The sequence below is a fragment of the Mesorhizobium shangrilense genome (assembly GCF_040537815.1).
Classification (GTDB): domain Bacteria; phylum Pseudomonadota; class Alphaproteobacteria; order Rhizobiales; family Rhizobiaceae; genus Mesorhizobium; species Mesorhizobium shangrilense.
In genome coordinates this window covers 2252741-2269303 of the sequence record NZ_JBEWSZ010000001.1, presented here as the reverse complement: position 1 = coordinate 2269303, position 16563 = coordinate 2252741, and the positions used below count along the sequence as shown (strand labels likewise).

Genomic DNA, 16563 nt, shown 5'->3' with positions numbered 1-16563 from the left:
CTACGGCCTGCATGGCGGAATGAAAGGCTGGCCAAGGGCTACTCGAACCTCTCCGGAATATGATGCTCTTCGGCAAGATCGGAAAAGCGCGTGAATTCGCCCTGGAACGCTAGGCTGACGGTGCCCGTCGGCCCGTGGCGCTGCTTTGCCACGATCACTTCGGCCTTGCCCTGGACCTCGTTCATTTTCGCTTCCCAGGCGAGGTGTTCCGGGGTGTCTTTCTCCGGCTCCTTGTTCTTGATGTAGTATTCCTCTCGATACACGAAGAGCACCACGTCGGCGTCCTGCTCGATCGAGCCCGATTCACGAAGGTCGGACAGTTGCGGATGCTTGTCGTCGCGGTTTTCGACCTGACGCGAAAGCTGGGAAAGGGCAATGATTGGAACGTTCAATTCCTTGCCAAGCGCCTTCAATCCGGTGGTGATCTCGGTGATTTCCTGCACGCGGTTCTGCGAGGATTTCGAGGACGAGCCCTGCATCAGCTGGATATAGTCGATGACGATCACATCCAGTCCGCGCTGACGCTTCAGGCGGCGTGCGCGGGCGGACAGCTGGGCGATCGAGATACCGCCGGTCTGATCGATGAACAACGGGCGCTTGTGGTTTTCCTGGGAGTAGGCGACGAGCTTTCCGAAATCGGCCTCGGTCAAGTCGCCGCGCCTGATCTTCGACGATGGAATCTCCGTCTGCTCGGAGATGATGCGGGTGGCCAACTGTTCAGACGACATTTCCAGCGAGAAGAAGCCGACGACGCCGCCATTGGCCGCCTTGAAGGATCCGTCGGCCTGCGGCGCCGGCTCATAGGCGGCGGCGATGTTGTAGGCGATGTTGGTGGCAAGCGAGGTCTTGCCCATGCCGGGGCGGCCGGCGATGATGATCAAGTCGGACGGCTGGAGGCCGCCCATGCGATGGTCGAGATCGCGCAGGCCCGTGGAAACACCCGACAGATGGCCGTCGCGCATATAGGCGGCGCCAGCCATGTCGACGGCGGTTTTCAAGGCATCGGAAAAGCTCTCGAAGCCGCCGTCGTAGCGGCCGGTTTCGGCGAGTTCGAACAGCCGGCGTTCGGCATCCTCGATCTGCTCGCCGGGTGACATGTCCACCGGGGCGTCATAGGCGATGTTGACCATGTCCTCGCCGACCGTGATCAGCGCGCGCCGCGTCGCAAGGTCGTAGATGGCGCGGCCATAGTCGGTCGCGTTGACGACGGTGACGGCCTCGACCGCCAGCCGCACGATGTATTGCGCCACCGTCATGTCGCCGACCTTCTCGTCGGCGGGCAGGAAGGTCTTCAGCGTGATCGGTGTCGCCACCTTGCCCATGCGTATGAACTCGGCCGCGATCTCGAAGATCTTGCGGTGCAGCGGCTCGTAGAAATGGCTCGATTTCAGGAAGTCGGAAACGCGGTAGAAGGCATCATTGTTGACCAGGATGGCGCCAAGCAACGCCTGCTCGGCCTCGATGTTGTTCGGGGCCTCGCGATAGAGCGGTGTTTCCGCCACGCCGAATTTTCGCGCTGCTTCTGCCATAATATCCCCGATCTTGATCCCGACCCGTCGCTAGCAGAGACGATTGGCGGGGCATAAACAAACTTTGACTTATCCCGCTTGTGCACACGATTCACAGCGTCGAAAAAATTACTCAGCAATCCACGCGAAATTCGATTGACGAATCGAGCGGCAACGATATCGCCACGGGCGGAACAAAACAAGAAAATTGAGAGGGGCTTCGAAGGGCCAAAAGCTGCAGCGCATGGATCAAAGCTGGGCCAGACGCGCTTCCAGAAAGCGGCGCTCGGCGGGCTGTCGCGTCAATTCGAGCGCCTGCTGATAGGAAGATCGCGCCGATTCGGTCAGTCCGAGCCGGCGCTGCATGTCCGCGCGTGCGGCGTGAGCCAGATGATAGTTGGCGAGGCCGCCCTGGCCTAATACTGCTTCGATCGCCACCAACCCGGCCTTCGGCCCGTCACGCATGCCGAGCGCCACCGCGCGGTTCAGCGCCACCACAGGAGAGGGAGCGACGCGGGCGAGCACATCGTAAAGCGCGATGATCTGCGCCCAGTCGGTTTCGTTGGTGCTCGCCGCCTCGGCATGTACGGACGCGATTGCCGCCTGCAGGATGTAAGGTCCCACGCGGCGCGAAGCGAGTGCTTGCCCTATAAGGCCGCTTGCTTCCTCGATGAGCCCGCGGTCCCATTGCGAGCGGTCCTGATCCTCGAGCAGCACAAGATCCCCGGCCGGATTGACCCGGGTTGCGCGACGAGCCTCGTGCAACAGCATAAGGGCCAGAAGTCCGAGCGCTTCGGGCTGATCGAGCAGTTCGACCATCAGGCGGCCGAGCCGGACGGCTTCACTGGACAGGTCAGCCCGCGTCAGGCTCTCCCCTTGCGTTGCCGCGTATCCCTCGTTGAAGATCAGATAGATCACTTGTAGCGCGCTTTCGAGCCGGGCGGGCAGCTCACTGCGATCTGGCACCTCGTAGGGGATGGCTTCGTCGCGGATCTTCGCCTTGGCGCGCACGATGCGCTGAGCAATGGTCGGCGCCGGCGTCAGATAGGCGCGGGCGATCTCTTCGGTGGTCAGGCCGCCCACCTCGCGCAACGTCAGCGCGATGCGTGCGTCAGGTGCCAGTGCGGGATGACAGCAGGTGAAGATCAGCCGCAACTCGTCATCCGGTATCTCTTCGGTTTCAGCCGGTTCAGCTGCCGGTCCCGCGAGCGCCGTCAGTTCAGGCAAGGCATCGGCCAGCCGCGCCTGACGGCGCCAGCGGTCGATGGTCCTGAAGCGGCCGGTCGAGACCAGCCAGGAGTAGGGGTTGGTCGGGATGCCCTGGCGTGGCCATTGTTCAGCTGCGGCGGCGAAGGCCTCGTGCAAGGCATCCTCCGCCGCGTCGAACCCGCCGAGCAGGCGGACCAAGGTTGCCAGCACGCGCCGCGCCTCGGTGCGGTAGGCCGCTTCCAGGGCGTCGCGCGTGCCGGCCGTGCTCACAGGACAGGACGCGGCTGGCTGAAGTCCACCACAGGGCGGACTTCGATATGGCCTATCGTTGCCAGCGGATGCCCGCTTGCGACCCGCACCGCCTCGTTGAGGTCCCGAGCCTCGATCACCACGATGCCGCCCAGGATCTCCTTGGTCTCCATGAACGGGCCGTCGACAGCCGACATCTTGCCGTCGCGGACCTGCACGGTCATCGCCTCCTCCGGCAGCACCAGAGCCTCGGCCGTAACGAAATGGCCGCTGGCCTGCAGGGTAACGTCATATCCGGCGCATTCGGCAAGCGCGGCATCGGCCTTGGGGCTGCCGCCGAACAGCGTCTTGGGATGATAGTAGATGAGACAGGCATAACGCATGGTGGTCTCCTTGTCTTGGCTGTTGGGATCAGGCGTCGAGGATCGGCGCGAAGCCGCCATGGATCCGCCGTTGGTTGTCGTAGGGCATTATGTCCGCATACATGCGCGGATCGGCAATGACCTTTTTCCAGGCTTCGTCACGGACCAGCTTCGACGGCCATTCGATCCAGGCATAAACGACCGTCTCGTCGCGTGTTGCCTTCACCGCGCTTCTGTAGTCGGTGACCTTGCCGTCGGGAACGTCGTCGCCCCAGGCCTCGACGACGCGGGTGGCGCCATATTCCTTGATAACAGCAGCCTGCTTTGACGCCACGGCAAGGTAAGCGGCCTTGCTGGCCATCGGGACCGGCACCAGCGAGCCATCGATATAGTCGGTCTTGCCGGGACTGCCCTGTTCGATGATCGGCGTGAAGCCGCCGATGATCATGCGTTGGCCATCGAAAGGCATGGTCGCGCCGATCTCTGCAATTCGCGGGTCGCTCATCATGGTCCGGTAGGCTGCGTCAGCCGCCGTCTTGTCGGGATATTCGTGCCACGAAAAGGTGATGACTTCGTCCGGCCCTGCTTTCACCGCACCCTTGAAGTCGGTGATCTTGCCGCCGGGCACATCGTCGCCCCACGCCTCGACGATGCGCGTGGTGCCGAACTCCTTCAGCACCGAGGCCGCCTTCGCGACATGCTTGCTGTAGGCTTCCTTATTGGCGGCGGGCACCGCGGCGACAAATCCTGCGATATAGCTCATGGCTGTTCTCCTCTGGCTGATGGTTCCCGGTTCCTCAAAGGGACCGGAACGCCAATGGTCGAACGGCATCGCGCGGATTCGACATCGCCTTGAAATTTTTCTTGCCGGCTCGAAGATCCACGCCGGGCGTTTATTCGGGCAATCCCGAACCGGAAGACAGCGTGTCGCCCCAGTCCAGGCGTCGGGCGCGCTTGAACAGTTCACCGTCGCGCTTGGTGAACAGCCTTTCGGCAGCGCTGCCATCTTCTTCGCAAAGCTTGAGCAGAATCTTGCTGGAACCGGATTTCGGCGGCGCGATCACCCTTGCATGCCGGGAAGGAGCAGGCTGGCGAGACGCGGCGACAAAGATGTATTTCTCGTCTTCCCATGGCACTTCGGCATCCTTGGCCAGCCGGTGCAGGCGCGAGCGGGCGACGCGCCGGGCAAAATGGCACCAGTCGGGTTGGGCAAGCGGGCAGGGTGCATCATGCGGGCAAGGTGCAAGCACATGCGCGCCGGCTTCGATCAGTTGCCGGCGCACGGCAAGGATGCGCTGCCAGCCGGCCGGTGTGCCCGGCTCGACGATTAGAAGCGTGTCGGCGGTGAGTTGCCAGAGGCGGTCGGTGAGCTTCGGCAGCGATGCCGGCGTGATCTCGTCCAGCACATAGGCCGCGGTGACGAGGTCGGCGGGCTTGAGGTCGGACAGGTCGATGGTGATGTCCCCGGCAAGCCAGGTGATCTCGGAAGTGACCGCGCCCGCGGCCATCGTCTCGCCAACCTTGCGCGCCGGGTTGCTGGCCTCGACCAGCGTTGCCTGTCGCAGATCGGGCCACAGATCGGTCGTGGCCCAAAGCACAGTGCCAGGGCCGGCGCCGACATCGAGTAATGTCCTGGGCGTGAACTCCGGTCTTGCTTCTTCGAGTGCATCGAGACTGGCACGAACGGCGGCATAGGTCGCCGGCAGCCGCGTCGCCAGATACGCCTTGACGGCCAAGTCCTCGGCCATGTGTAGGCGGCCATCCCGCAATTCGGCGCGGTAGCGGTCCGAAAGCGTCTTGGCGGCCTGCTTGAGCACGGGCAGCGGCACCTTTTCAAGCATGCGGTCGACGGCCTGCCGAAGCAGAGCGGGGAGCTCCATGATCTAGGCTCCCCGCGGAACGAGCAGGATGATCGACGCGCCGGCGATGCAGAGTGCGGCGCCAGCAAGGTCCCAGCGGTCAGGGCGCACGCCCTCCACCAGCCACAGCCATGTCAGCGAGGCGGCGATGTAGATGCCGCCATAAGCAGCATAGGCGCGGCCAGCGGCCGCCGTGTCGACCAGCGCCAGCAGCCAGGCGAACAGGATGAGCGAGACGAGGCCCGGCGCCAGCCAAAGCGGCGATTTTTCCAGCCGCCACCATGCCCAGACAGAAAAACAGCCGGCAATCTCGGCAAGGGCGGCGGCGATGTAGAGGATATAATTCATCAAAAAGGTCTCGCGGCATAGGCGAGACCTTTTTCAGGGCAGCAGCCGGCAATGGCAAGCGGCAATAGCGTGATTGCTGCGGCCCGCTATTTGTCAGCGACCTTGCGACGACGCGCGGGCTTGGCGGCGGCAGGCGCCTTTTCGCGGTGGCCCATGTCGCGCATCTCCAGGGCCTTTTCGCATTTGCCGATATAGTCGCGTGACATCGGCAGCGTGTCGTTCTTCTTGGCGATCTGGATCTGGAAGATCACCAGATCCTGCCAGCGGAAGGCGGCTTCCGAGGCGGCCAGATAGAACTCCCACATGCGACAGAAGCGCTCGTCATAGATCGCCTTGGCCTTGTCGCGGTTGGCGGCGAAGCGTTGGCTCCAGTGCTTGAGCGTATCGGCGTAGTGGAGCCGCAGGATCTCGACGTCGGTGACGACAAGCCCTGATTTCTCGATCGCCGGCATCACTTCGGAGAGCGACGGGATGTAGCCGCCCGGAAAAATGTATTTGCGGATGAAGGCGCTGGTCGCCCACGGCACGCCGGAGCGGCCGATCGTATGTAGCAGCATGACGCCGTCCGGTTTGAGCAGCGTCGCCGACTTGTCGAAGAATGTGCGGAAATGGTTGACGCCGACATGCTCGAACATGCCGACCGAAACGATCCTGTCGAAACGCTCGTTGAGCTCTCGGTAGTCCTTCAATTCGAAATGCACGTGGCTTTCCAGCCCTTGCGCATGGGCGCGGTCGGTGGCGACAGCGTGCTGCTCGGTCGACAGCGTCACGCCTTGCACATCGACATCGAAAGCCTTGGCGAGATAGAGACCGAGTCCACCCCAGCCCGAGCCGATGTCGAGCACGGTCTGGCCGGGCTTCAGCCGGAGCTTTGCGGCGATGTGGCGCTTCTTGGCGGCCTGCGCCTCGTCGAGCGTCATGTCCGGTTGCTCGAAATAGGCGCAGGAGTACTGCATGTCCTCATCGAGGAAGAGCCGATAGAGATCGCCGGACAGATCGTAATGACGCTGCACGTTGCGACGCGAACGAGATGCGGTGTTGATCTGCTGCAGGCGGCGGAAGGCGTGGCGCAGGCCTTCGATGGCTTTCGACCAGGTGGCATCAATGCCGCCACTGCCCATGTTCTGGAAGGCGATGCGCATCACACCCAGCACGCCGCCTTCGAGAATGTCGAGTTCGCCGTCCATATAGGCTTCCGGAACCGCCAGCATCGGATCGAAGGTGATGGCGCGCTCGGCATGTGCAGTCTTGATGTGCATGTGCACCGGCTCACCGCTGCCGTCACCGAAAACCACCGTCGAGCCCTTGGGGCCAGTTACCTTGAGATTGCCTATGCGCACCAGGCGGTCGAGAACGCGCTTCAACAGAATATTCATGACCAAATGTCCCCTCTCGGTCAGACAGGCTGTCCTACTCTGCATCAATATATAGGGGTTCGAAAAGTTCCTTTTGGCACAAAAATGCCCGGGCGAGAGGCCCGGGCATTGGTCCAGAAACTGGAAGTGTCTAGAGCGCCGCGCGGCTATCCGCGCGCGTCTGATCGTCAGGCGTTGTCTTCGCCGCCTTCGAATTCGGAATTCGGGTCGAAGAAGTTCTCCGGCCGGGCGTTGTCGTTGATGTCGTCGCCGTAGATGGCTTCGGCGGTGGTCAGCGTCTCGCCCTTGGCCTGGCGTTCGGCTTCGTCGGCCGTACGGGCAATGTTGAGCGTGATCGTGACTTCGACTTCCGGATGCAGCGCGATCGCGACGTTGGTGAGGCCGATGGTCTTGATCGGATGGTTGAGCAGAACCTGGCTACGGGCGACAGAGAAGCCTTCCGCCGTCAGCAGGTCGGCGATATCGCGCGTCGACACCGAACCGTAGAGCTGGCCGGTTTCGCCCGCCGAGCGAACGGTGATGAAGCTCTTGCCGTCGAGCTTTTCAGCGACCTGCGTCGCCTCCGACTTGCGCTCGAGATTGCGTGCCTCGAGCTGGGCGCGCTGGCCTTCGAACTTCTTCTTGTTGGCTTCGTTGGCGCGCAGCGCCTTGCCCTGCGGCAGCAGGAAGTTGCGGGCGAAGCCGTCCTTGACCTTGACGGTATCGCCCATCTGGCCGAGGCGGGAAACGCGTTCGAGAAGAATGACGTCCATGATTTTGTTCCTTTCAGGTGGGCGCAAGCGCCGAATTCAATGGAACAGGTCAGGAAGCTTGAGCGCATCGGGCGCTGGTGTCGCTGTCCTGCCTGTCGCGGCAGTTAGAGGCTTCTTGCCCCAACCCGGGATTTCAATGCATGTCGCCCAAAAGTGGTTTCCCGGTTTTGGGACAACGACATGCATCATCAAACTAACCCTACGGCGCCCGTCGCCGTGGGAGAAGAGCGGGCGGCAAGCCGCCCGCTTTAGAAATCTTAGCGAACCACGTAGGGCAGCAGGCCGAGGAAGCGGGCGCGCTTGATCGCCTTGGCGAGTTCACGCTGCTTCTTCTGGCTGACGGCGGTGATGCGCGACGGCACGATCTTGCCGCGCTCGGAAATGTAGCGCTGCAGCAGACGCACGTCCTTGTAGTCGATCTTGGGCGCGTTGGCGCCGGAGAACGGGCAGGTCTTGCGGCGGCGGTGGAACGGACGCCGGGTCGGGATCTGATTGATGTCGACCATTATTCTGCACCCCCTTCAAAGCCTTCGCGCGGACGGCGCGGACCACGATCAGCACCGGCGTCACCGCCGAAGCTGCGCGGCGGACGATCGCCACGATCACGGTCGCCGAATGAACGCGGGCCGCGATCACCACGGTCGCGATCGCCGAATCCACCACGCTCGGAGCGCTCTTCGCGCTTCTGCATCATGGCCGACGGGCCTTCCTCATGCGCCTCGACCTTGATGGTCAGGAAACGCAGCACGTCTTCGGACAGGCCCATCTGGCGCTCCATCTCGTTGAGCGCTGCCGGCGGGCAGGTGAGGTCCATGAGCGTGTAGTATGCCTTCCGGTTCTTGTTGACCCGGTAGGTGAGGGACTTCAGTCCCCAGTTCTCGACCCGGCCGACGGACCCGCCATTCGCGGAGATGACGCCCTTGTACTGTTCGACAAGTGCATCGACCTGCTGCTGCGAGAGGTCCTGCCGGGCAAGAAACACATGTTCGTAAAGAGCCATATTGTATCTCTAAGCCTTTCTTCGTTTCTCTCCCGGTCCCGGCGGCAAAAGCCTCTGCAACTTCTCTGACCCACTGGTCCCGGTGAGGGGAAGGGGGAAGAAAGGAGCATGACGAGACGGTCGAGAGCGGAGACACGGGAGGCGGAAACGCTTCTGGTTCCACGCGAAGGTTTTGGAAAACCTCCGGCCCTCCGTTCAGCCCCCAGCAAGGACCGGCAGATTGCGGGCGTCTATACAGCAATCCTCAGGGAAGGCAAGGGCGGCCGTGTTTCAGGCGGCTTTGTCGCAGAGCGGGCTGCGACCGGCGATATAGGGGCTTTCCGGAAACCTGTCTTTAACCACCATGTCAGGTTGCGCACGATTGCATGGCACTATCAACCATCAATTCACCAGGAAGGGTGCAGGAGATCGGGATAGCCGCGCTCAAAGCGGAAGACTGGGCACGTCCGGGGGGTAAGGATGCTCAAGAATTTCTGTCGCTCGAAGAGCGGCAATTTCACTTTGCTGCTGGCGCTTGGGCTGCCGGCGATCCTGACGGCCATTGCCTTTGCGTCGGATGTCTCGACCTTGATGAGGGCCAAGAGCAACCTGCAGAACGCGCTCGATGCGGCGAACCTTGCCTCATCGCATCTGGGCGACCTCGACGTCACCAGGCCGGACGCCTTCAACCGCTACTTCCAGGCCAATATCGCCGGTCACGGCGAATTGGGCAACGCGGTGGCGACGCTGACCGTCGACAAGGGTGTCAATTTCGTCAGGACGAAGGCGGTCGCGTCGGCGGACGTCAATTTGAACTTTGCCTTCCTGTTCGGAAACGAGAAGCACATCACCGCTGATGCTTCCGCCGTCGAATCGAACAATCAGCTAGAAGTCGTGTTGGTGCTGGACAATACCGGCTCCATGGCCGGCGCGCGCATGACCGCGCTGAGACAGGCGACGAAATCGCTGCTGGACTATCTCGAGGCGGTCAAGTCGCCGACACGCAAGGTGCGCGTGTCACTGGTTCCCTTTGTCACCGCGGTCAACGTCAATGGCGAAGGTTTCGATCCCTCATGGATCGACATGGACGGAAAGTCGTCGACCAACGGCATCAATTTCCCGGTTATAGACGGCAAGCGCCCTCATCACATGGCGCTATTCAAGCAGCTTCAACAGGACGTGCCGGTCGCCAAGAGGACAGGCTGGAACGGCACTGGCTGGAAAGGCTGCGTGGAGGCGCGGCCGGGCACTTACAATATCTCCGACACCCCGCCCGATCCGTCCAGGCCCGACACGCTCTTCGTGCCCTATTTCGCGCCCGACGATCCGGAGGTTGCCAAGAAGCCGTCGAGTTCCTACGGCAATTCGGCGACCGGTTATAACAATTCCTATCTCGATGATATCAGCGACAAGACCAAGCTTGGACAGTCGGGCGTCAACATTCTCGGCATCGATCTGAGTGGTCTTGTTGGTGGTGTTGCCGACCAGCTGCTGGCTGCCAACATGGAGAAGATCGCGAAATATGTCGCCCCCACCAACAAGATCATCACCGAATCGAGCGGTGCCTTAACGGTCGGCCCGAACCGCGCTTGCCCCACGCCGATTGTCCCGTTGACCGATGATTTCGACAAGCTGCGCAAGGCGGCGAGCGAGATGACCGAGTGGAACGGCTCGGGCACCAATGTGTCGGAAGGCCTGTCATGGGGGATGCGGGTGCTGTCGCCCGATCCGCCCTACACAGATGGAACACCGTGGAAGACGCCTGGCGTCAGCAAGGTCGTGATGTTGCTGACCGATGGTGAGAACGTTGTCTATGGCGCCAGCAACCAGCCGACCAAATCCGATTATACCTCCTACGGCTATCTGGCGGGTGGACGCTTCGGATCGGACAACCAGACGACGGCCGCGCGCAATGTCGACGGCTGGACCAAAAGCGTTTGCACCCAGCTCAAGAGCCAGGGTGCGCAAATCTACACCATGGTGCTGCAGTCGGACACGGCTGCCAACCGCACGCTCTACAGCGCATGTGCGTCGAACCCGGTTGACTATTATGCCGTCAACGATCCGAGCAAGCTGCCGAATGTATTTCAGCAGATCGCCAACAAGTTCTCCAAGCTGCAATTGATCAATTAGGCGACCTCTTCCGAACAACAGAGGTTGCTGCCTAACTGGTATGGGCGACGAGCTTGTCCACCGTTTCGGGGAAGAAGTCGGGCGCCGCGTGGCGTTTGCCGAACATCATATCGTATTGCAGCAGCTGGAAGTCGCGGATGGCAGGGTCTATGTCCTTCTGTCGCGCCCAGTCGGGTGTTGCCTCGCCCGAAGGCTTCAGCAAGAGGTTGCGGTCGACGACGCTATAGTTCTCGCGCATCTCGCCCAGAAAGCCGGTGTAATAGGGATGGCTGATGCCTGCCGTCCTCATGACGTGGTAGGGCAGGAAGGCAGGGCTGACCGCGCCCAGATCCTTGGCCGCGCCGGTGCGGTTGGACCACACCACCAAGGGCGTCTGGCGGTGCTGCAAAGCGGCTTCAACGGAGGCTTCCCTGCGTGGCGCGACGTTGTTGGTCATGAAGCCGGTTTCAACATAGACCGGGCCGAGAGGTGGCAGATGGTCGCCGAAAAAGGCGATCACCGTCGGCCGCTCGCGCTGCTTTGCCCATTCGATCAGCCGTTGGAGGCCGCGATCGGCGTCGGAGGCGCCTTCGGCATAGGACAACAGCGAGTCGCGCGCCCACTGGCTGGTCGGAGCCTGGACGGTGTGGGTCGGATTGACGTAGCGGTTGGGCTCATAGGGCCCATGGTTCTGCAGGCTGACGGCAAAGAAGAAGAACGGATCGTCGGTGTCATCGGCCTCGCGGATGATCTCGTCGGTCATGGCGGCGTCGGAGGCCAGCGGTCCGCGTCGTTCCATCGGCGGCAGGTTTTCCTCGGACTTGAAGTCGTCGAAACCGAAATCGGCATAGACGGGCGTGCGGTTCCAGAACCAACTGGTGCCGGGATGGATGGCGCGCGTCTCGTAGCCCTCGCTTTTCAGGAATGTCGCCATCGACGGAACCGGTGCGCGCACGTACTGCTGATAGGGAATGCTGCCAGCCGGCAGAAAGGCGTTGGAGAAGCCTGTCAGCGCCTCGAACTCGACATTGGCGGTCATACCGCCGAACTCAGGCGAGAAAACATAACCCGAGCGTAGCGACCGCACCGTGGGAATCGGATCGGGTGTGATCGTGACGTCAGGCAGAATGGCCGGATCCCAGAAGGATTCGCTCATGACGATGATGATATCGGGCTTCTCGTCCGGCACCGAGGCCGCCACATCGGGCTTTTGGATCGCTGCGATCGCCTTGTCGGAATAGCCTGCCGGTGCCGTGACATGGGCCATCGGCACATTGAGCGCGAAGGCGAGCGCGAAGCCGTTGGAGGCGTAATTCTCCTTCTGGTCCCACATCATCGGAATGATCTGCAGTCGGTCGCGCGTCCATGAGAAAGTCGCGTAATCCATGATCGAGACGAAGAAGGCGAGCAGCGGCACCGCCAGCGTCAGCCGCGCAAGACGCCCCTTGTGACTCAATGACGGAACGCGGCGGCGCCACTGGCGCCACGCGAAGACGAGCAATGCGAGGCCGGCGACGATGCCGAAGGCCATGGCGAGCGCCGTTATCGGACGATCACGCACCAGAAGCGGCAACAGCGCGACGATCTGGCGGGCATAGAGGAAATCCGTCGGATAGAGCGGATCGCCGAGATAGAGCGATTTCTGGTGCCCGACAAAGGCCAGTGACAAGGTCAGCGGCGCAATGATCATCAAGCTCTGGTGTGTGCGGCCGAGCACGGCATCGAGGCCGATCATGATCAGGGCGAACACCACCATAGTGGTCCAGCCCGGCTTGAAGGGCTGGAAGAAGAAGGAAACGGTGCCGGCAAAATCTCCGCGAACGATCAGTTCGATCGCGAACACCAGGATGGCTGAGGCAAGCAGGCTGGTCAGGCCGTAGCGAATGATCGGCAAGGCCCTGCCCGGCAGATATCCAGTCGACGGATCGCCTTCCAGAAATTGCGGCGCGGCTTTGCCGGCGCCTTTCAAACCTTTTGCCAATCTAGAATTCCCCGGCCTGCAATATATTCGTCATTGAATTGTCATTGAACTGTGACGCGAAACTAGCGCCTGTGGCGAAAATGAGAAGAGCCAGCAGGCGAATCGTGAGCGGTTTTCATCACGAGTGATCGTCAAAAAACCATATGGAACAGACACTCGGCCGGCATTTCCGTGCCAAGGTCTGCAAAGTGGCGGCCAAGGCGTGGGCTTGACTTGGCCGCCCGCCTTGCGTCACAGGCAGGCAAAATCAGTTGCTGGAGCAGGATATGGCCATCGCATTCACGTTTCCGGGGCAGGGCAGCCAGGCAGTCGGCATGGGCAGGGATCTGGCCGATGCCTTCCCGGAAGCGCGAAAAATCTTCCAGGAAGTCGATGACGCGCTTGGCGAAAATCTGTCGAAGCTGATCTGGGAGGGACCCGAAGAGACGCTGACGCTGACCGCCAACGCCCAGCCGGCGCTGATGGCAGTATCGCTGGCCGCGATCCGGGCGCTCGAAGCGCGCGGCTTTTCCTTGAAGGACAAGGTCGCTTACGTCGCCGGGCATTCGCTGGGCGAATATTCGGCACTGGCCGCCGCGGGCTTTGTTTCGGTTGGCGACGCCGCCCGGCTTTTGCGGATACGCGGCAATGCCATGCAAGCGGCGGTGCCCGCCGGCGAGGGGGCCATGGCGGCAATCATCGGGCTGGAGCAGGCCGATGTCGAAGCCGCCTGCGCCGAGGCCGCCACGGGTTCTGTCTGCCAGATCGCCAACGACAATGGCGGCGGCCAGCTGGTGATCTCCGGCGCCAGGGCGGCGGTCGAACTGGCCGCGAAGCTTTGCACGGAAAGGGGCGCCAAGCGGGCGTTGATGCTACAGGTCTCAGCGCCTTTCCATTCGGCGCTGATGGCGCCGGCCGCGGATGTGATGCGCGAAGCGCTGGCCGGCGTGACGAAAAACGCGCCGGTCGTTCCCGTGGTCTCCAACGTGTCGGTGACGCCATCGAACGATCCGGACGAAATCGCTCGCCGATTGGTCCAGCAGGTGACCGGCCGTGTGCGCTGGCGCGAAACCGTCGAATGGTTCGGCCAGAACGGCGTGACCACGCTCTATGAGGTTGGCGCCGGAAAAGTCCTGTCCGGTCTGGCGCGGCGCATCAATCGCGACATCGCCACCAGTGCCATAGGTACATCCGCCGACGTTGATGCGGCATTGGCATTGCTTGCATAATCAGGCTCGATTCTGATCTCACCCATACGAAGGGTGTTCTCTTGAAAGGGAAGAAAATGTTCGATCTGACTGGCCGCAAGGCGCTCGTCACCGGTGCATCCGGTGGCATTGGCGAGGCGATCGCCCGCGTGCTGCATGCGCAGGGCGCCATCGTTGGGCTGCATGGCACGCGCATCGAGAAGCTGGAGACGCTGGCCGCGGAACTGGGTGAGCGGGTCAAGCTCTTTCCGGCCAACCTGGCGAATCGCGATGAGGTCAAGGCGCTCGGCCAGAAGGCAGAGGCCGATCTCGAAGGCGTCGACATCCTCGTCAACAATGCCGGAATCACCAAGGATGGCCTGTTCGTGCGCATGTCGGACGCCGACTGGGACACGGTGCTCGAGGTCAATCTGACCGCCGTATTCCGGCTGACCCGCGAACTGACCCATCCGATGATGCGGCGCCGGCATGGCCGCATCATCAACATCACCTCGGTTGTAGGGGTCACCGGCAATCCCGGGCAGGCGAACTATTGCGCGTCCAAGGCCGGTATGATCGGCCTGTCCAAATCGCTGGCGCAGGAGATCGCGACCCGCAACATAACCGTCAACTGCGTCGCACCGGGCTTCATCGAATCAGCGATGACCGACAAGCTCAACGACAAGCAGAAGGAGGCGATCATGGCGGCGATCCCCACCCGGCGCATGGGTACCAGCGCTGAAGTCGCTTCCGCGGTCGCCTATCTCGCTTCGAACGAGGCCGCCTATGTCACCGGGCAGACCATTCATGTGAACGGCGGCATGGCGATGATCTGAACAAGGTCCCGATGGGCTGTGAAAAGCAACCATTTCGCCTTGGACCCGGGCAGGTTTTCGTGTAATGCGGCCCGTAACCCGGCGGTTCGGGCAAAAACCGGTCCTGTGCTGTTGCGTTTCCGGCAGGACCATCTTTCAGCTTGATTAGCGGCATTCTGCCCGCTAACGAAGACAGACAAACAAAAGACGAGGATGCCCACATGAGTGACACCGCAGAGCGCGTCAAGAAGATCGTCATCGAGCATCTTGGCGTCGATGCCGACAAGGTGACGGAGCAGGCAAGCTTCATCGATGATCTGGGCGCGGACAGCCTCGACACGGTTGAACTCGTCATGGCGTTCGAAGAAGAGTTCGGCGTCGAAATCCCCGACGATGCGGCCGAGACCATTCTGACTGTCGGCGATGCCGTGAAGTACATCGACAAGGCTTCGGCCTGACGCTTTCGCAGTCATCACCTGGGGAGGACCTGCGATGAGGCGTGTCGTCGTCACGGGCCTTGGGTTGTTGTCGCCATTCGGCATGGGCTTTGAGCACAGCTGGAAGGAACTTCTGACCGGCCGAAGCGCTGCCAAACGAGTCACCGAATTCGAGGTGGACGATCTTGCCTGCAAGATCGCACACGTCATTCCTCGCGGTGACGGCAGCAATGGAACGCTCAATCCAGAGGCTATTCTCGAGCCTAAGGAACTGCGCAAGATCGGCGACTTCATCCTTTATGGGATCGCGGCCGCCGACGAAGCACTGAGGGACTCCGGCTGGGAGCCTCGGAGCGAGCAGGAGCGCTGCGCCACGGGCGTCATGATCGGTTCCGGCATCGGCGGCCTTGAAGGCATCGCCGAGAACGCGCTCATTCTCCACGAGCGCGGGCCGCGTCGCATCAGCCCGTTCTTCATCCCGGGAAACATCATCAACCTGGTGTCTGGGCAGGTGTCTATCCGACACGGGCTGAAAGGCCCCAACCACGCCGTCGTCACCGCTTGCTCGACCGGGGCGCATGCCATCGGTGATGCCGCCCGGTTGATCATCTTCGGCGATGCCGATGTGATGCTGGCCGGCGGCGCCGAAGCACCGGTAACCCGGCTTTCACTTGCTGGCTTTGCCGCTTGTCGGGCGCTGTCCACCGAGCGCAACGACACGCCGCAAGAAGCCTCGCGCCCCTATGATCGCGACCGCGATGGTTTTGTCATGGGTGAGGGCGCCGGCGTCGTCGTGCTTGAAGAACTCGAGCATGCCAAGGCGCGCGGCGCAAAGATCTATGCCGAAGTGACCGGCTACGGTCTTACGGGCGATGCCTATCACATCACGGCGCCGGCTGAAGATGGTGACGGTGCCTTCCGTTGCATGACGGCGGCGCTGAACCGGGCCAAGCTTACGCCCGCGGATATCGACTATATCAACGCTCATGGTACCTCGACCATGGCCGACACGATCGAACTTGGCGCGGTCGAGCGGCTGGTCGGCAACGCCGCCTCGAAGATATCGATGTCGTCGACCAAGTCGTCGATTGGCCATCTCTTGGGCGCGGCGGGTGCCGCCGAGGCGATCTTCTCGATTCTGGCCATACGCGACAACGTTGCGCCGGCGACCATCAACCTCGACAATCCCGAGCGGGAAACGGCCATCGATCTGGTGCCGAACACACCGCGGCCTCGTCAGATCGACGTCGCGCTTTCCAATTCCTTCGGGTTTGGCGGCACCAACGCTTCGCTTGTCTTCCAGCGTTACAATGGCTGACCGGTTCGCCGGTCGGCATCGCCTCGCCGCGTCGTCAATTTCGCCATATTCGCCTCTACTCTGCCGCAGGGGATTCGCGCATCGGCCCGAGA

At 62.0% G+C, this 16563-nt stretch carries 16 protein-coding genes; 5 read left to right on the top strand and 11 right to left on the bottom strand.

Annotated features, from left to right (window positions below):
- Positions 1–38: 38 nt before the first annotated feature.
- The 10 genes from ABVQ20_RS11500 to rpsF all read right to left on the bottom strand — a co-directional run bounded on the left by ABVQ20_RS11500 (position 39) and on the right by rpsF (position 8663).
- On the bottom strand, positions 39–1529 hold the full coding sequence (locus tag ABVQ20_RS11500) for a replicative DNA helicase (RefSeq protein ID WP_354459613.1): 1491 nt from the start codon (positions 1527–1529) through the stop codon (positions 39–41).
- Positions 1530–1757: 228 nt separating this feature from the next.
- Complete coding sequence (locus ABVQ20_RS11495) at positions 1758–2987, bottom strand: RNA polymerase sigma factor (RefSeq protein WP_354459612.1); 1230 nt, start codon at positions 2985–2987, stop codon at positions 1758–1760.
- Complete coding sequence (locus ABVQ20_RS11490) at positions 2984–3349, bottom strand: YciI family protein (protein ID WP_354459611.1); 366 nt, start codon at positions 3347–3349, stop codon at positions 2984–2986. Before ABVQ20_RS11490 ends, ABVQ20_RS11495 begins: the two co-directional genes overlap by 4 nt.
- A 28-nt stretch (positions 3350–3377) precedes the next feature.
- Positions 3378–4091, bottom strand: a complete 714-nt coding sequence (locus ABVQ20_RS11485) for a DUF1428 domain-containing protein (protein WP_354459610.1) — start codon at positions 4089–4091, stop codon at positions 3378–3380.
- Positions 4092–4221: 130 nt separating this feature from the next.
- Positions 4222–5208 carry a small ribosomal subunit Rsm22 family protein gene (locus ABVQ20_RS11480; RefSeq protein ID WP_354459609.1) on the bottom strand — a complete coding sequence of 329 codons (987 nt, stop codon included), beginning with the start codon at positions 5206–5208 and terminating at the stop codon, positions 4222–4224.
- Positions 5209–5211: 3 nt separating this feature from the next.
- The gene (locus ABVQ20_RS11475) at positions 5212–5535 is read right to left on the bottom strand and encodes a YnfA family protein (protein ID WP_354459608.1); all 324 of its coding nucleotides are present in this window, start codon (positions 5533–5535) and stop codon (positions 5212–5214) included.
- An 86-nt stretch (positions 5536–5621) separates the two neighbouring features.
- Positions 5622–6911, bottom strand: a complete 1290-nt coding sequence (locus ABVQ20_RS11470; protein ID WP_354459607.1) for a cyclopropane fatty acid synthase — start codon at positions 6909–6911, stop codon at positions 5622–5624.
- A gap of 167 nt (positions 6912–7078) precedes the next feature.
- On the bottom strand, positions 7079–7663 hold the full coding sequence (gene rplI / locus ABVQ20_RS11465; protein WP_354459606.1) for a 50S ribosomal protein L9: 585 nt from the start codon (positions 7661–7663) through the stop codon (positions 7079–7081).
- Positions 7664–7920: 257 nt separating this feature from the next.
- On the bottom strand, positions 7921–8169 hold the full coding sequence (gene rpsR / locus ABVQ20_RS11460; protein WP_006203718.1) for a 30S ribosomal protein S18: 249 nt from the start codon (positions 8167–8169) through the stop codon (positions 7921–7923).
- Positions 8169–8663 carry a 30S ribosomal protein S6 gene (rpsF, locus tag ABVQ20_RS11455; RefSeq protein ID WP_354459605.1) on the bottom strand — a complete coding sequence of 165 codons (495 nt, stop codon included), beginning with the start codon at positions 8661–8663 and terminating at the stop codon, positions 8169–8171. The genes rpsR and rpsF overlap by 1 nt, the downstream gene beginning before the upstream one ends.
- Before the next feature lie 459 nt (positions 8664–9122).
- Between rpsF and ABVQ20_RS11450 the strand changes: the two genes are divergently transcribed.
- Positions 9123–10775, top strand: a complete 1653-nt coding sequence (locus ABVQ20_RS11450; protein WP_354459604.1) for a pilus assembly protein TadG-related protein — start codon at positions 9123–9125, stop codon at positions 10773–10775.
- Positions 10776–10806: 31 nt separating this feature from the next.
- Here the strand turns inward: ABVQ20_RS11450 and ABVQ20_RS11445 are convergent, their stop codons facing one another.
- A complete protein-coding gene (locus tag ABVQ20_RS11445) occupies positions 10807–12735 on the bottom strand; it encodes an LTA synthase family protein (RefSeq protein ID WP_354459603.1) in 1929 nt (642 codons plus the stop codon).
- Positions 12736–13001: 266 nt separating this feature from the next.
- Here ABVQ20_RS11445 and fabD point away from each other — a divergent pair, with 266 nt between their 5' ends.
- The 4 genes from fabD to fabF all read left to right on the top strand — a co-directional run bounded on the left by fabD (position 13002) and on the right by fabF (position 16471).
- A complete protein-coding gene (fabD, locus tag ABVQ20_RS11440; RefSeq protein ID WP_354459602.1) occupies positions 13002–13943 on the top strand; it encodes an ACP S-malonyltransferase in 942 nt (313 codons plus the stop codon).
- Positions 13944–13999: 56 nt separating this feature from the next.
- The gene (gene fabG, locus ABVQ20_RS11435) at positions 14000–14737 is read left to right on the top strand and encodes a 3-oxoacyl-[acyl-carrier-protein] reductase (protein WP_354459601.1); all 738 of its coding nucleotides are present in this window, start codon (positions 14000–14002) and stop codon (positions 14735–14737) included.
- Positions 14738–14937: 200 nt separating this feature from the next.
- Positions 14938–15174, top strand: coding sequence for an acyl carrier protein (locus ABVQ20_RS11430; protein WP_006203723.1), 237 nt, complete (start codon positions 14938–14940; stop codon positions 15172–15174).
- 34 nt (positions 15175–15208) lie between these two features.
- The gene (gene fabF, locus ABVQ20_RS11425) at positions 15209–16471 is read left to right on the top strand and encodes a beta-ketoacyl-ACP synthase II (protein ID WP_354459600.1); all 1263 of its coding nucleotides are present in this window, start codon (positions 15209–15211) and stop codon (positions 16469–16471) included.
- Positions 16472–16563 lie beyond the last annotated feature (92 nt).

Bases quoted from the DNA above. Each gene is read 5' to 3' on its own strand.
- fabD (WP_354459602.1), top strand. From the start codon at position 13,002: ATGGCCATCGCATTCACGTTTCCGGGGCAGGGCAGCCAGGCAGTCGGC.
- ABVQ20_RS11480 (WP_354459609.1), bottom strand. From the start codon at position 5,208: ATGGAGCTCCCCGCTCTGCTTCGGCAGGCCGTCGACCGCATGCTTGAA.
- rpsF (WP_354459605.1), bottom strand. From the start codon at position 8,663: ATGGCTCTTTACGAACATGTGTTTCTTGCCCGGCAGGACCTCTCGCAG.
- ABVQ20_RS11450 (WP_354459604.1), top strand. From the start codon at position 9,123: ATGCTCAAGAATTTCTGTCGCTCGAAGAGCGGCAATTTCACTTTGCTG.
- ABVQ20_RS11485 (WP_354459610.1), bottom strand. From the start codon at position 4,091: ATGAGCTATATCGCAGGATTTGTCGCCGCGGTGCCCGCCGCCAATAAG.
- fabF (WP_354459600.1), top strand. From the start codon at position 15,209: ATGAGGCGTGTCGTCGTCACGGGCCTTGGGTTGTTGTCGCCATTCGGC.
- ABVQ20_RS11490 (WP_354459611.1), bottom strand. From the start codon at position 3,349: ATGCGTTATGCCTGTCTCATCTACTATCATCCCAAGACGCTGTTCGGC.
- ABVQ20_RS11430 (WP_006203723.1), top strand. From the start codon at position 14,938: ATGAGTGACACCGCAGAGCGCGTCAAGAAGATCGTCATCGAGCATCTT.
- ABVQ20_RS11500 (WP_354459613.1), bottom strand. From the start codon at position 1,529: ATGGCAGAAGCAGCGCGAAAATTCGGCGTGGCGGAAACACCGCTCTAT.
- rplI (WP_354459606.1), bottom strand. From the start codon at position 7,663: ATGGACGTCATTCTTCTCGAACGCGTTTCCCGCCTCGGCCAGATGGGC.
- ABVQ20_RS11470 (WP_354459607.1), bottom strand. From the start codon at position 6,911: ATGAATATTCTGTTGAAGCGCGTTCTCGACCGCCTGGTGCGCATAGGC.
- rpsR (WP_006203718.1), bottom strand. From the start codon at position 8,169: ATGGTCGACATCAATCAGATCCCGACCCGGCGTCCGTTCCACCGCCGC.
- fabG (WP_354459601.1), top strand. From the start codon at position 14,000: ATGTTCGATCTGACTGGCCGCAAGGCGCTCGTCACCGGTGCATCCGGT.
- ABVQ20_RS11475 (WP_354459608.1), bottom strand. From the start codon at position 5,535: ATGAATTATATCCTCTACATCGCCGCCGCCCTTGCCGAGATTGCCGGC.